The sequence below is a fragment of the Nocardia aurantiaca genome (genome assembly GCF_009708175.1).
Taxonomy (GTDB): Bacteria; Actinomycetota; Actinomycetes; order Mycobacteriales; family Mycobacteriaceae; genus Nocardia; species Nocardia aurantiaca.
On record NZ_WMBB01000001.1, the window covers coordinates 164,093 to 177,764 of the forward strand.

At 68.8% G+C, this 13,672-nt stretch carries 12 protein-coding genes; 7 read left to right on the top strand and 5 right to left on the bottom strand.

Annotation, left to right across the window (positions count from 1 at the left end):
* The first annotated feature begins 309 nt into the window (after positions 1 to 309).
* The 3 genes from GLP40_RS00730 to GLP40_RS00740 all read left to right on the top strand — a co-directional run bounded on the left by GLP40_RS00730 (position 310) and on the right by GLP40_RS00740 (position 2,924).
* Positions 310 to 1,191 (top strand): oxidoreductase, encoded by an 882-nt coding sequence (locus tag GLP40_RS00730; protein ID WP_328289527.1) that lies wholly within the window; start codon positions 310 to 312, stop codon positions 1,189 to 1,191.
* Between the two features lie 22 nt (positions 1,192 to 1,213).
* On the top strand, positions 1,214 to 1,576 hold the full coding sequence (locus GLP40_RS00735; protein ID WP_154785870.1) for a PH domain-containing protein: 363 nt from the start codon (positions 1,214 to 1,216) through the stop codon (positions 1,574 to 1,576).
* A gap of 253 nt (positions 1,577 to 1,829) precedes the next feature.
* The gene (locus tag GLP40_RS00740) at positions 1,830 to 2,924 is read left to right on the top strand and encodes a 3-deoxy-7-phosphoheptulonate synthase (RefSeq protein WP_154785871.1); all 1,095 of its coding nucleotides are present in this window, start codon (positions 1,830 to 1,832) and stop codon (positions 2,922 to 2,924) included.
* A gap of 441 nt (positions 2,925 to 3,365) precedes the next feature.
* Here GLP40_RS00740 and GLP40_RS00745 read toward each other — a convergent pair whose 3' ends face one another.
* Entirely contained in the window at positions 3,366 to 3,947 is a 582-nt protein-coding gene (locus GLP40_RS00745) for a GNAT family N-acetyltransferase (RefSeq protein WP_154785872.1), read from the bottom strand.
* A gap of 118 nt (positions 3,948 to 4,065) precedes the next feature.
* Here GLP40_RS00745 and GLP40_RS00750 point away from each other — a divergent pair, with 118 nt between their 5' ends.
* The 3 genes from GLP40_RS00750 (at position 4,066) to GLP40_RS00760 (ending at position 7,202) form a co-directional block, all read left to right on the top strand.
* Positions 4,066 to 4,995, top strand: a complete 930-nt coding sequence (locus GLP40_RS00750; RefSeq protein WP_154785873.1) for a sigma-70 family RNA polymerase sigma factor — start codon at positions 4,066 to 4,068, stop codon at positions 4,993 to 4,995.
* 72 nt (positions 4,996 to 5,067) lie between these two features.
* Entirely contained in the window at positions 5,068 to 6,252 is a 1,185-nt protein-coding gene (locus GLP40_RS00755; protein ID WP_154785874.1) for a pyridoxal phosphate-dependent aminotransferase, read from the top strand.
* A 305-nt stretch (positions 6,253 to 6,557) separates the two neighbouring features.
* Positions 6,558 to 7,202 (top strand): LysE family translocator, encoded by a 645-nt coding sequence (locus tag GLP40_RS00760; protein ID WP_328289528.1) that lies wholly within the window; start codon positions 6,558 to 6,560, stop codon positions 7,200 to 7,202.
* Between the two features lie 39 nt (positions 7,203 to 7,241).
* Here GLP40_RS00760 and GLP40_RS00765 read toward each other — a convergent pair whose 3' ends face one another.
* The 4 genes from GLP40_RS00765 to GLP40_RS00780 all read right to left on the bottom strand — a co-directional run bounded on the left by GLP40_RS00765 (position 7,242) and on the right by GLP40_RS00780 (position 11,755).
* The gene (locus GLP40_RS00765; protein ID WP_154785875.1) at positions 7,242 to 8,645 is read right to left on the bottom strand and encodes a M1 family metallopeptidase; all 1,404 of its coding nucleotides are present in this window, start codon (positions 8,643 to 8,645) and stop codon (positions 7,242 to 7,244) included.
* A 61-nt stretch (positions 8,646 to 8,706) separates the two neighbouring features.
* On the bottom strand, positions 8,707 to 9,345 hold the full coding sequence (locus tag GLP40_RS00770) for a LysE family translocator (RefSeq protein ID WP_154785876.1): 639 nt from the start codon (positions 9,343 to 9,345) through the stop codon (positions 8,707 to 8,709).
* A 45-nt stretch (positions 9,346 to 9,390) separates the two neighbouring features.
* Complete coding sequence (locus tag GLP40_RS00775) at positions 9,391 to 10,059, bottom strand: DUF3239 domain-containing protein (protein ID WP_328289529.1); 669 nt, start codon at positions 10,057 to 10,059, stop codon at positions 9,391 to 9,393.
* A 37-nt stretch (positions 10,060 to 10,096) separates the two neighbouring features.
* Positions 10,097 to 11,755, bottom strand: a complete 1,659-nt coding sequence (locus GLP40_RS00780; protein ID WP_328289530.1) for a DNA repair helicase XPB — start codon at positions 11,753 to 11,755, stop codon at positions 10,097 to 10,099.
* Positions 11,756 to 11,982: 227 nt separating this feature from the next.
* On the opposite strand from GLP40_RS00780, the gene GLP40_RS00785 reads away from it, so the two are divergent.
* Complete coding sequence (locus tag GLP40_RS00785) at positions 11,983 to 13,551, top strand: endoglycoceramidase I (RefSeq protein WP_154785877.1); 1,569 nt, start codon at positions 11,983 to 11,985, stop codon at positions 13,549 to 13,551.
* Positions 13,552 to 13,672: the final 121 nt, after the last annotated feature.

Below are 13,672 nucleotides of genomic sequence, written 5' to 3' on the forward strand. Positions count from 1 at the left end.
GGTCGCGGTTCGAGGCCGCCGGTGATGTGACTTCAGTCCGGCGCGGACAGGGCCATGACCCGCCCGGTGGCCAGGACGGACCGGCGGGAACCCTCTTTCCAGATCCGGAGCGGAACGCCCGGCAAACCCGTGAATATCGGCGCGTCCATGGTCGAGAAAGCCATCTCTTGCGCAGGTCGAAGGGGATGAAGGCGAGTTAGACACGCCGGGTGTCGGTGGACCCCCGGTGGGCATGGGCAAATCGCGGATCGGGGACCGGTTCGCGCCGACACCAGACGAGCGCGCCTCCGCCGCCCTAGACTCGACTCCGTGAGCGGCTGGGACATCTCCGACATCCCCGATCAAGCGGGCCGGACGGTCATCGTGACCGGCGCCAACAGCGGGCTGGGCGCGGTCACCGCGCGTGCGCTCGCGGGTGCTGGGGCGCAGGTGATCATGGCGTGCCGCAATGAGATCAAGGCGCGCGCCGTCGCCGACGAGATCGGCCCCAATGCGCAGGTGCGCCGGTTGGATCTGGCCGACCTGGCCTCGGTGCACGAGTTCGCCGACTCCGTCGACGGGGCCGACGTGCTGATCAACAATGCGGGCGTGATGGCGGTGCCGCTCAAGCGCACCGCCGAAGGCTTCGAAATGCAGATCGGCACAAACCATCTCGGCCACTTCGCGCTGACCGGACTACTGCTGGACAAGATCCGCGACCGGGTGGTCACGCTCTCCAGCGGCATGCACGCCATCGGCCGCATCGACCTCGAGGACCTCAACTGGGAGCGGCGCTCCTATCAGCGCTGGGCCGCCTACGGGCAGTCCAAGCTGGCCAACCTCATGTTCGCGCGGGAGCTGCAGCGCCGCTTGACCGCCGCCGGTTCGAGCAAGGTGTCGGTGGCCGCCCATCCCGGCTACGCCGCCACCGAACTGCAGGGGCACACCGAGTCCCTCTACGACACGCTCATGTCGATCGGCAACAAGCTGTTCGCGCAGAGCGCCGAAATGGGCGCGCTGCCAACGCTGTTCGCCGCCACCGCGGAGGTCGAGCCGGGCGGGTTCTACGGCCCGACCGGGCTGCGCGGCATGCGCGGCTACCCCGGGCCGAGCCCCTCCACCGCCGCCTCCAAGGACGAGGTGACGGCGCGGCGGCTGTGGGAGCTGTCCGAGCAGCTGACCAAGGTCAGCTATCCGTTCGTGCGCCGTTGACCTCGACCCGGAGGGTGGGCAGATGAACATTCCAGTCGACCGGCGGGATCAGTTCGACAAGATCCAGCAGGGACTGTTGCCCGGCGAGCAGATCCTCGCCGTATACGACGCCATCGGGGTGGGCACCGGATTCCTCGGGCTCACCGACCGGCGGGTCGTCATCCAGGACAACTCGTTCGTCGGCAAGAAGATCGCTATCACGAGCATCCCGTACGGGCGGATCTCGAGCGTGAGCATCCTGACCAACAAGTCCTTCGCGGGACAGTTCTTCTCCTCCGGGCACATCGCCATCAGCACCGGGCACCACACCTACGAGGTGGAGTTCCGCGGCGACGAGAAGACCCGCCACGTACACGATGTGATCCTGCACTACATCCTGCGCTGACCGGGGCCATCCCAGCTAGTGGGAAGCCCGTCCCATCGATCGTGTCCTACGCCACAGGCACGACGCGGGATCTCTGGTACAGTTCGTGGCATGCAGCGTGCGTATTTCTGGTTTAGCCAGCCGGCCCCGGGTGGGTCGCGCGGCGTGAACCTGCGCTGATATCCTCCACCCCGAGCCGGACGAAAACAGACCGGCTCTAAGGGGTTTCGAACGAAGATCTCCGTGGGTCGGCCTGGGACAAGGAAACCCACGCATGACTATCACCGCCGATCTCGACCGGCATTCCGATCTCGACGACCAGCGCACGCTCAGCGTGAGCCCGCTGCGCTCGCCCCGGGAGATCCGTGCCGCCCACCCGATCGACGACACACTCGCCGACATCGTGCGCGCGGGCCGCAAGGCCACCGTCGACGTGCTCAATGGCGAGGACGACCGCCTCATGGTGATCGTCGGCCCGTGTTCGGTGCACGATCCCGAGGCCGCCCTGGACTACGCGCGTCGCCTCGCCGCCAAGGCCGCCGAGCTGGACGACCGGCTGCACGTGGTGATGCGCGTCTACTTCGAGAAGCCGCGCACCACGCTGGGCTGGAAGGGTCTGATCAACGACCCGCACCTGGACGGCAGCTTCGACATCAACACCGGCCTGGACCTGGGCCGCCGCCTACTGGTCGACATCACCGCGCTCGGGCTGCCGGTGGCGTGCGAGTTCCTGGACCCGATCACCCCGCAGTACATCGCCGACCTGGTGGCCTACGGCGCTATCGGCGCGCGGACCGCCGCCAGCCAGGTGCACCGGCAGCTGTCCTCGGCGCTGTCCATGCCGGTCGGCATCAAGAACGGCACCGACGGCGACGTGCAGGTCGCGGTGGACGGCGTGCGCGCCGCGGCCGCCTCGCACGTGTTCCCCGGCACCGACCTCGACGGGCGTTCGGCGCTGATCCGCACCGCGGGCAATCCCGACTGCCACGTCATCCTGCGCGGCGGCAGCAACGGCCCCAACTACGACGCCGCCTCCTGCGCGGAAGCCCTGCTGCGGCTGGAGAAGTCTTCGCTGGCTCAGCGGCTGGTGGTGGACGCCTCGCACGGCAACTCCAACAAGGACCACAACAAGCAGGTGGATGTCGTCACCGATCTCGCCGAGCGCATCGCGGCGGGCGAGGACACCGTCGTCGGCCTGATGATGGAGTCCTTCATCGTGGCGGGCCGCCAGGACCTCACCCTCGGCCACCCGGAGGACCTGACCTACGGCCAGTCCATCACCGACGCCTGCATCGACTGGGACACCACCGATGCCCAGCTCGATCGCCTGGCCGACGCCGTCGCCCGGCGCCGCGCGGCCCGCGGCTGACCCGGTCCGGCCCCGGACCAGCACCCGCTCGTAGCGAGCTCGCCTCGCGCCGAACGAGTCCGGCGTGCACACTGTGTTCGGCGCACACCCAGTCCGGCGGGTGTGCGCCGAACACATTTCAGGGCCCGAGCAATGTCGCACGCGCTGACAGCGCGGTGGTGTAGCGGTTCATGACCATGGCCTTCTCACCTTCGACTCGGCCGAGGTCATGCATGATCCGCTGGTCCGCCGCCTCACCCCGACCGAATGCGTGGGCCGGCATCAGGACCGTGCGCGCCGGGGCGACCTGCGATCGGAGAACCCGCCCGCGCATCGGCTTCGACGATCACACCGATGCCGGTGAGAACGCGGCCTGACCGACTGCGCGCCGACCGGGGCAGGCCGAGTCGTGCGCTCCCACCCGGTGGCGCGCGCGGCGTCGTGCCGCGGTCCCGCGGCCGTTCAGACGCCCCGCGGCCAGTTGGGGCTGGGGGTCGCGGGGTCGGCGCGGAGGCGGCCCGCTACCCATATGTCGCGGCGGGTGCCGCGCTGCATGCCGCCGCCGCGGATCAGTCCCTCGTAGTGGTAGCCCGCGCGGCGGGCCACGGCGGCGGAGGGGTGATTGCCGACGAAGGCGCGCCACTCCAGGCGCTCGAAGGCCAGGGACGTGGGATCGAGACCGGCGGCGGAGACCAGCCGGGCCGCCCGCGTCATGAGTCCCGTGCCGCGGGCGGCGGGGGCGAGCCAGAAGCCGATCTCGGCGATGCCGTCGTCGCGGCGGTGATAGAGCGGGCTCAGACCGATCATGCCGATCACCGGGCCGTGCTCGGCGCCGCGCAGCGCCCAGGTGGGACTGCGGCCGGCCCAGCCGGGGCCGACGACGTCGAGGACGAACTTCTCGGCGTCGGCGCGGTGGTAGGGGACCGGCATGGTGGTCCACGCGCCGATGGACGGTTCCTGGCACAGCGCGGTGATCGCGTCGATATCGGAAACGGTCGGCGGCGACAGCCAGACCGTGCCGTCGGAGAGGGATTCCGCGTCCATGTGGTCATGCTGTCACGGAATCCGGCGCGGCCGGTGGGGAATCCCGTGCGGGCCCAGCGGGTTATGGCCGCCCGGGGTGGTGGCGAGGCTGTCGGAGCCCGGTCGTAGGATCGTTGCGATGGTTGCCGCTCTTCTCGCCGACTTGTTCGAAACGCATCGGCCGCATCTGCTCTCGGTGGCCTATCGGCTCACCGGCAGTGTCAGCGATGCCGAAGACGCGGTGCAGGAGAGCTGGCTGCGGCTCGCGGTGGCCCGCCAATCCGAGATCGAGGACCTGCGCGCCTGGCTCACCACCGTGGTCAGCCGCATCTGTGTGGACCGGTTGCGCAGCGCGACGGTGCGGCGGGAAAAGTATGTGGGGCAATGGCTCCCGGAGCCGGTGGTCACCGCGGTGACGCCCTCCAGCGCCCCCGATCCGCTGGCGGCCGTGGTACGCAAACAGGAATTCCGTTTCGCCGCCCTCGTCGTGCTGGACACGCTCACACCGCCGCAGCGCGTGGCTTTCGTTCTGCACGACGGGTTCTCGGTGCCGTTCAGCGAAATCGCCGATATCCTCGGTGTTTCCGTGGACTCCGCGCGGCAGTTGGCGACGCGCGCCCGCAAGGCGGTGTCGGCCGCACCGGCGCCGGTCACCGACGACGAACACCGGGCCGCTGTGCAGCGACTGATGTCCGCACTGGCCAGCGGGAATGTCGACGCCATCGTGGCCGCGCTGCACCCGGACGTGCGCACCATCGGCGACGGCGGCGGCGCGGTATCCACCGCGGTCAATGTGGTTGCGGGCGTGGACAAGAACGTGCGCCTGTGGCTGGGGCTGTGGCGCAGGTTCGGGCTCTTGGATCCGGAGCGCACCGGGCTCGGCCGCGAGCTGGAACCGGTGCTGGTCAACGGGCAGTGGGGAATTCTCGCGCACGCTATCCCGCCGCGGGACGGCGATGCCGGAAACCCGCAGCGCGTGTATGCCTTCACCGTGTGCGACGGCAAGGTGTGGGGCGTCTACGACGTGGTGAATCCGGCGAAGCTGAGCGGCATCCGGCTGCCCGACTGAGCCGCTGTCACCCGCGATTGTGAGACAAATCACCGCCGACGGTCGTTTTCGCCGATGGATTAGGCTCCGAACATGCCGCGTATTCCGACCGTCGCCCGTCTGCAGCCCTTCGCGTCGACGATCTTCGCCGAGATGACCGAACTGGCCGTGCGCCACGGCGCGGTCAACCTCGGCCAGGGTTTCCCCGACAGCGACGGTCCCGCGGGCATGCTCGAGGTGGCGCGGCAGGCCATTGCCGACGGTTTCAACCAGTACCCGCCCGGCCGCGGCGTGCCCGCGCTGCGCCAGGCGATCGCCGCCGACCGCGCCCGTCGCTACGGCACCCACTACGATCCGGACAGCCAGGTGCTGGTCACGGTCGGCGCCACCGAGGCCATCGCGGCCACCATTCTGGGACTGGTCGAACCGGGCGATGACGTGGTGCTCATCGAGCCCTACTACGACTCCTACGCCGCGGCCATCGCATTGGCCGGGGCGCGGCGCCGGACCGCGCGGCTGGTCCCCGACGGCGACGGCTTCGCCCTCGATCTGGACAGCCTGCGCGCCGCCATCACGCCGAAAACCCGTCTGCTGCTGGTGAATTCGCCGCACAATCCCACCGGGGCCGTGCTGTCGCGCGCCGACCTCACCGCCATCGCGGAACTCGTCATCGAGCACGACCTCTATGTCATGTCCGACGAGGCGTACGAGCACCTCTACTACGACGGGCACGAGCACATCAGCCTGTCCACCCTGCCGGGCATGTTCGAACGCACCATCGTGGTCTCGAGTGCCGCCAAGACTTTCAGCGTCACCGGCTGGAAGATCGGCTGGGCGTGCGCGCCCGCGCCGCTGCTGGACGCGGTCCTGGCGGCCAAGCAGTTCCTCACCTTCGTCGGCGGCGGGCCGTTCCAGCCCGCCGTCGCCCACGCGCTGAACAATGAGCAGCAGTGGGTGGCCACGCTGCGAGACACCCTGTCGGAGAAGCGGCTTCGCCTGTCGGCCGCGCTCGCCGAGGCCGGATTCGGTGTGAAGCGCAGCGATGGAACGTATTTCGTGTGCGCCGACATCACGCCGCTGGGCGCGGCCGACGCCTACGCCTTCTGCCGGGAGCTGCCCGAACGCCTCGGCGTGGCCGCGGTGCCGGTGAGCGTCTTCGCCGATGACCAGGCCGCCTGGAATCACCTGGTTCGCTTCACCTTCTGCAAGAAGGAGGAGACCATCGCCGAGGGTGTCCGCCGCCTGCGCGCCGGGCACAGCGCGGAAGCGCTGCGCTGACACGGCGTCCCGCCTCAGCCCCGACATCGGGCTCACCCCTCGACTGGGCCGAAACCCCGAAAGCCTTCGAGGCCCTCGGATCCCGCGTCCTCCGCGGCAAAGCCGACCTCACCCCGGACAGCTGACGTCGGCTCGGCGGTGACCGATCGACGGGGAGCGGAGCATGGCGTGGATCGGTGGGACTTTCCAGCGGACACCCCCGATCTCGGTCGGTCGGGGAGGCGGTTCGGCGGCTCTCGCGTCGCGGTCCAGCCGGTGGCAAGTGGACCGAGACAGGGGTGGGTGGGGCTCGGAGAATAGGGCGGGTGATCGAAACTGGTGCGGTGCTGGGAGTGGCCGCGGCGGCGCTGGGGCTGGTGCTCACGCCGGGGCCGAACATGATGTATCTGGTGTCGCGGACGGTATCGCAGGGTCGGCGGGCCGGACTGGTGTCGCTGGCGGGGGTGGCGGTCGGGTTCGGGGTGTACCTGGCGGCGGCGACCGCGGGGATCACCGCCGTATTCGCCGTGGTGCCCGCGCTGTATCTCGCGTTGAAGGTGGCGGGTGCGCTGTACCTGCTCCACCTGGCGTGGAAGACCTTGCGGCCGGGCGGGGGCTCGCTGTTCACGCCCACCGAGCTGCCCGCCGACTCGACGCGGCGGCTGTTCACCATGGGCATGGTCACCAACCTGCTGAATCCCAAGATAGCCATCCTGTACATGGCGCTGATTCCACAGTTCGTCGTACCCGCGCGCGGTCAGGTCTGGCTGCAAAGCCTGTGCCTGGGCGCGGTGCAGATCAGCATCGCCGTCACCGTGAACGGGCTGATCGTGCTCAGCGCGGGCGCGTTCACGGCCTTCCTCGGGCGCCGGCCGCTCTGGCTGCGCGCCCAGCGGTTCGTCACCGGCTCGGTGCTCGGCGCCATGGCCGCGCTGGTGCTGTCGGATCGCACCCGTCCGCTGCCGGCCTGAACGGGTCGCCCGCCACGAATTCCCTTGGCGGGCAGTGTCTCACGCGCGCAGATTGCCGGGGTAGAGGAATTCGTCCGCGGGGCGATCGGTGCGGTCCAGCCAGGCGGTGAAGAAGCCCGTCAGGTCATGGGATGTACGGGTCTGCATGAACGTGCGGAACTCCGGCATGGACGCATTGCCGTACGTGTGCGCCATGACGAAGTCGCGGACCGCCGGGAAGTAGGCGTCATCGCCCATGGTGCGGCGCAGCGCGTGCAGGAACAGCGGCCCCCGGTAGTAGACCGAGGTGAATTCGCTGCCCTTGCCCGGATTCTGGAGCGCGATCTCCCAGAACCTCGGATCGTCATGGTACTTCGCGACGGTCTCTCGATACTGGGCGTCGACGTCCTTGCCCTCCTTGCGTTCCGGCCACAGATAGTCGGCGGTGTAGCTGGCGAAGCACTCGTTCAGACAGACATCCGACCACTGCTTCACCGACATGGAATCGCCCCACCACTGGTGGGTGATCTCGTGCACGACGGTGTCCAGGTCCGTCCAGGGGGCGTAGATCGGCCTCGACTGCGTCTCCAGCGAGAACTGGAGATCGGTGTCGACATAGATGCCGCCCGCGGTGTCGAACGGGTAGGGGCCGTACAGCTGCTCCTGGAAGTCCAGGATCTCCGGCAGCCGCGACTCCACGTCCTCGGCCTTCACAGCGTCCGGCGCGAACGCGCTCAGCAGCGGAGTTCCATTGGCGCGCCGCTGTTCCAGGAACTCGAACCGGTCGATGGCAATGGTGGTCAGGTAGCCGATGACCGGCTGGCGCATCTCCCAGGAGACGGTCCGATTCGCGCCCTGCACGGTGTCGGACACCTTGTCGCCATTGGACATCACCTCCCACTCCTGCGGCACGGTGGCGTGCAGTGTGAAAGTCGCCTTGTCCAAGGGCGTGTCGTTGAGCGGATACCAGCTGGCGGCCGAATGCGGTTCGCCCGCAACGAAAGCCCCGCCGCTGGGCGAGAACACCCAGCCCTCGCCGTCGGTGCCGGTCACCGCGCCCGCGTACTGCACCTGCACGGTGAACGGCAGGCCGGGCAGCAGCGGGATCAAGGGCGTGACGACCAGTTCGTGCTCATCGGTTCGGTCGAACCAGGCGGGCAGGTTGTTGACGGTCACCTTGGAGACCTGCGGCCCGCTGTAGTCCAGGTCGAAGGACCGCAGCGCCTGCGACGCCACCGCGTCGATCCGGGTCGACCCGATCAGCTGATGCGACGGGGGATCGTAGGAGATGGTGACGTCGTAGTGGTCGGCGTGGTAGCCGCCATTGCCGTCCATCGGGTAGTAGGGATCGCCCAGCCCGGGCGAACCCGCCAGCGGTTCACCCGAATTCGCCTGCGCGGGAGCCGCATTCGCGCCCGCCAGCAGTACCGCCCCCACCGCCAGGTACCGCCAGTTCCGTCTCATGCGCTCCAGCCACCCCTTTCCGCGCGATTATCGATGAGCCCGATGCTAATCGGCCCGAGTCTCAGTTACCGCCGCCCGACACGGCCACGCCGGCGCCCAGGCCGATGATCATCACTCCGCCGACGCCGCCGACCACCTCCAGCCGCTTGGGCGAGCGCGCGAACCAGTTCCGCGCGGTACCCGCCAACAGGGCGTAGACCGAGTCGGAGATCAGCGCGACCATCAGGAACAGCGCGCCCAGAATCAGCATCTGCACCGGGACCGCGCCCGCCGCCGGCTCCACGAACTGGGGCAGCACCGCCGAGAAGAAGATGATGGCCTTCGGGTTGGTCAGCCCCACCAGCACCGCCTGTCGCAGCACCCGGCCGTTCTCCATGGGTTCGACCTTCGCCTCGAAGGCCTCGCGCAGCGTCCGCCGCTCCCGGATGGCCTGGATGCCCAGGTAGATCAGATACAGCGCACCGGCCAGCTTCACCACCGATAACGCGATGGCCGATGCGGCCAGGATGGCGCCCAGCCCGGCGGCCACCAGCCCGAGGATCACCAGGACGCCGACCGAATGGCCCAGCACCGACAGCAGCGCCGCGCGCCGCCCGTAGGTCAGCGCCCTGCCGATCACGAAAAGCACACCGGGACCGGGGATTATGACAATGACGATGGATGCGACGAGGAATGCCAGCATATTCGCGGCGGGGATCATCGGATCATTGTATTTTCGGCGGCCCGGCCCGTCGTCCGGATTTGTTCAGCCGCGCAGTTCTTCCGGCAGCTGTTGCGGATCCAACAGCAGGCGCTTGGCGTCCGCGCCGCGCACCTTGGTGGCCAGATCCAGATTGTCGGTGAGCAGCTTCCACTCCACCTCGTGGATGGCCGCGCGGGCGCGCTCGATGATGTTCAGGTCCCGGGTGCCCCAGGCGATGGGCATGGCGCTCACCGTCTGCCACAGATCGCCGACCGGGCCGGGTGCGCGGTCCACGCGCACGGTCACGGCGGGGACGCGCTCTCCGGCGCGGGTCCGGTGGCCGGGTAGCGAGCGGACCGTGCGAGTCACCAGCGCGTAGCGCGGCCCCGCGGCATTCGGCTTGGCCAGATCGACCAGGGCCAACAGCGTCGCACCGTTCCCATGGGTCTCCGACACCACCGCCGGTATCAGCTCGCCCGCGGCGTAGAGCTTGTCGACCCGGCCGCGATGCGGCGTCCAGTACCCGATGAACAGCGCGGTCACCGCGGCGAGCAGGAACGCCACCGCCAGTAGCCATGACCACGGATGGTTCACCCAGATCAGGAATCCCGTGCCCAGCCCGAGCACGATGGCCGCGGTGTACGCCCAGATGCGAAGCCGGCGCAGGTACGCGACGACCTCGTTGACCGCCCGGGCATGATCGCGGTCCACCGCGAATTCGAAGCGCCGCACGTGCGTCCCTCCCGCCTTATGGAGGCTCTTCCTCCGCTTATCCTATCGTCGGCCCCAACAGGTCGTCCGCATCGGTGATGCGATAGGCATACCCCTGCTCCGCAAGGAAACGCTGCCGGTGCGCGGCATACTCGGCGTCCAGCGTGTCACGCGCGACCACGGAATAGAAGTGAGCCTGGCCGCCATCGTGTTTCGGCCGCAACAGCCGCCCGAGCCGCTGCGCTTCCTCCTGCCGCGACCCGAAGGTGCCCGAAACCTGCACGGCCACCGAGGCTTCCGGCAGGTCGATGGAGAAGTTGGCCACCTTCGACACCACCAGCACCGGAATCTCGCCGCGGCGGAAGGCGTCGAAGAGCTCCTCGCGCTCCCTGGTGCGGGTGGAACCCTGGATGACCGGGGCGTTCAGATGCTCGCCCAGCTCGTCCAGCTGATCCAGATAGGCCCCGATCACCAGGCTCGGCGCGTCCTTGTGCCGGGCCAGAATCGATTCCACCACCGGCAGTTTCGTGCGCGCGGTGGAGCACAGCCTGTAGCGCTCCTCCTGCTCGGCGGTGGCGTAGGTCATGCGCTCGGCGTCGGTCAGGGTGACCCGCACCTCGACGCATTCCGCGGGCGCGATCCAGCCCTGCGACTCGATGTCCTTCCACGGTGCGTCATAGCGCTTCGGGCCGATCAGCGAGAACACGTCGCCCTCGCGGCCGTCCTCGCGCACCAGGGTGGCGGTCAGGCCGAGTCGCCGGCGCGACTGCAGGTCCGCGGTCATACGGAAGACCGGGGCGGGCAGCAGGTGCACCTCGTCATAGATGACCAGGCCCCAATCACGGCTGTCGAAGAGCTCGAGATGCCGGTACTCGCCCTTGGTCTTGCGCGTGATGACCTGATAGGTGGCAATGGTGACCGGGCGGATCTCCTTGCGCTCACCGGAGTATTCGCCGATCTCGTCCTCGTTCAGCGAGGTGCGGGCCAGTAGCTCGCGCCGCCACTGCCGCCCGGCCACCGTATTGGTGACCAGGATCAGTGTGGTCGCCTGAGCCTTGGCCATGGCCGCCGCGCCCACCATGGTCTTGCCCGCGCCGCACGGCAGCACCACCACGCCGGAACCGCCCGCCCAGAAGGACTCCGCGGCCAGTTCCTGGTAGTCGCGCAGATGCCAGTCGCTGGACTCGTAGTCCAGGTCGATCCGATGCGCCTCGCCGTCCACGTACCCGGCGAGGTCCTCGGCGGGCCAGCCGATCTTGAGCAGCATCTGCTTGATGCGCCCTCGCTCGGAGGGATGCACGATCACCGTGTCGTCATCGATTCGCGCGCCCAGCATGGGCTGAATCTTCTTGTGCCGCAGCACTTCCTCGAGCACCGCGCGGTCCAGGCTGACCAGCACCAGTCCGTGCGCGGGATGCTTCACCAGCTGTAGCCGCCCGTAGCGGGCCATGGTGTCGACGATGTCGACCAGCAGCGGCTGCGGCACCGCATACCGGCTGAAGCTGACCAGCGCGTCCACCACCTGCTCGGCGTCGTGCCCGGCCGCGCGCGCGTTCCACAGCGCGAGCGGCGTCACCCGATAGGTGTGCACATGCTCGGGCGCGCGCTCCAGTTCCGCGAACGGCGCGATGGCCTGCCGCGCCGCATCGGCCGACTCGTGGTCGACCTCCAGCAGCAGCGTTTTGTCGCTCTGCACGATGAGTGGACCGTCGGTCACGACACCTCCTGGCTTTGTCCGGGCCCGAACGGGCCTCGTCCATTCTCCAGGAACCCACCGACATGGCCACGTGACCTGCGCCCTTTTCGCTCAGGGCGCAGGCTGCGGGGCGGAAAGCGGGGCATTTGTTCTCCCGAAAACGGTCAAGACCCGAGTTCCGGTGGCTACGATCACACGCAAATTGGACGGCTGTCCATTTGGACGATTGACCTGAACAGGGGGTGCCGATGCACAGGACCACCACGGCCCGGGGCGGGGGAAACCACATCGGGCGCTGGATCCGCCGACTGCTCGCCGCGGCACTCGCGGGCGCGCTGCTCACGCCCGCCGCTGTCGCACAGGCCGCGCCCGACACCGCCGCCCTCGGGCGGATACACACCGATGGCACGCACTTCGTGGACGACAGCGGCCGGGTCGTCGTACTGCACGGCGTCAACAATGTGGACAAGGAACCGCCCTTCATCGAGCCCGGCGACGGCCTCACCCTCACCGCCGACGACGCGGCGCTGCTGGCGCGGCACGGATTCGATACGGTGCGGCTCGGCGTGTCGTTCGACGGGCTGATGCCGACCCGGGGCGTGGTCGACACCGCGTACCTCGATCGGGTCGCCGGGGTGGTGGATACCTTGGCGCAGTACGGGATTCACACCCTGCTCGACAACCATCAGGACGGACTGTCGAAGATCTGGGGCGGCAACGGCTTCCCCGACTGGTCCATCCACGCGCGGCCCAGCGGGCTGGAACCCAATGTCGGCTTCCCGCTCTACTACCTCATGCCCAGCATGAACGCCGGCTGGGACGAGGTCTGGAACAACACCTACGGAGCGCTCGACTATCTGGGCGAGGCGCTCGGGGCGCTCGCGGCGCGGGTGAGCGGCCACCCGGGCGCACTCGGCATCGAACTGCTCAACGAGCCGTGGCCGGGCTCGGCCTTCATATCCTGCTTCCCGAACGGCTGTCCCGGCTTCGACGTGAAGTACCAGGCGGCCATGCGGAAGCTGACCGACGCGGTGCGCGCCCGCGGTGGCGATCTCATGGTGCTGTGGGAGCCGAACGTCACCTGGAACGAGACCATGCCCACCAACCTGGGCGAGAATCCGCCGATCAGCGCGCCCGACATTGCCTTCGCGCCGCACGACTACTGCGTGCCGAGCCAGCTCGCCATCTATATGGGGCTGCCCGCCTTCCTGCGCGGTCTGTGCCCGCTGCAGCAGGACAAGACCTGGAGCAATATCGACTCCTTCACCGCGCGTGCCCAGGTGCCCACCCTGGTCACCGAATTCGGTGACGGTGACGCGAGCGTCCTGCGCAATACCCTGATCCGCGCCGACGAGCGGTTCGTCAGCTGGCAGTACTGGCACTACGCGTCGCACTTCGGCGCGGGCGGCCCGAAGCCGGATCCGTTCCTCGGGGATATCGGCAAGCAGCTGGTGCGCACCTATCCGCGGGCGACCGCGGGCACGCCCGGGCGGATGATCTTCGATCCGGACACCGGTGACTTCGCCTACCGGTACACCCCGCGCCCGGCGGGCGGGCCGACCGAGATCTATGTCTCCGATGTGCACTATCCGGACGGCTATGCGGTGCGGGTCGACGGCGGGCATGTCACCTCCGCCGCGGGTGCGCGGGTGCTGACGGTGGAGGCGGACGCCTCGACGCCGGTGACCGTCTATCTCAACCGGCCGGGCTCGAAGGGCGCGACCGTGCCCAGCGGTCCGATCGGAACGGGCTCGGCGGACAGCGGTTCGGCGAGCGGTTCCGGGGGCACCGGATCGGGGACCGGCTCGGCACGGTAATGCGCGAACCTCTTGATGCGCTCATGTAACGAGGCGCGGGTGGGGAGCGACACAGAGCACGGCGGGCCACAGTTGGACGTGTGCCCAGTTTATTTCGATCGAGAGGTAGAGACCGTGAACG

Excerpts from the sequence above, each read along its gene's own strand:
- GLP40_RS00735 (WP_154785870.1), top strand. The coding sequence starts at position 1,214 with ATGAACATTCCAGTCGACCGGCGGGATCAGTTCGACAAGATCCAGCAG.
- GLP40_RS00740 (WP_154785871.1), top strand. The coding sequence starts at position 1,830 with ATGACTATCACCGCCGATCTCGACCGGCATTCCGATCTCGACGACCAG.
- GLP40_RS00745 (WP_154785872.1), bottom strand. The coding sequence starts at position 3,947 with ATGGACGCGGAATCCCTCTCCGACGGCACGGTCTGGCTGTCGCCGCCG.
- GLP40_RS00750 (WP_154785873.1), top strand. The coding sequence starts at position 4,066 with ATGGTTGCCGCTCTTCTCGCCGACTTGTTCGAAACGCATCGGCCGCAT.
- GLP40_RS00755 (WP_154785874.1), top strand. The coding sequence starts at position 5,068 with ATGCCGCGTATTCCGACCGTCGCCCGTCTGCAGCCCTTCGCGTCGACG.
- GLP40_RS00765 (WP_154785875.1), bottom strand. The coding sequence starts at position 8,645 with ATGAGACGGAACTGGCGGTACCTGGCGGTGGGGGCGGTACTGCTGGCG.
- GLP40_RS00770 (WP_154785876.1), bottom strand. The coding sequence starts at position 9,345 with ATGATCCCCGCCGCGAATATGCTGGCATTCCTCGTCGCATCCATCGTC.
- GLP40_RS00785 (WP_154785877.1), top strand. The coding sequence starts at position 11,983 with ATGCACAGGACCACCACGGCCCGGGGCGGGGGAAACCACATCGGGCGC.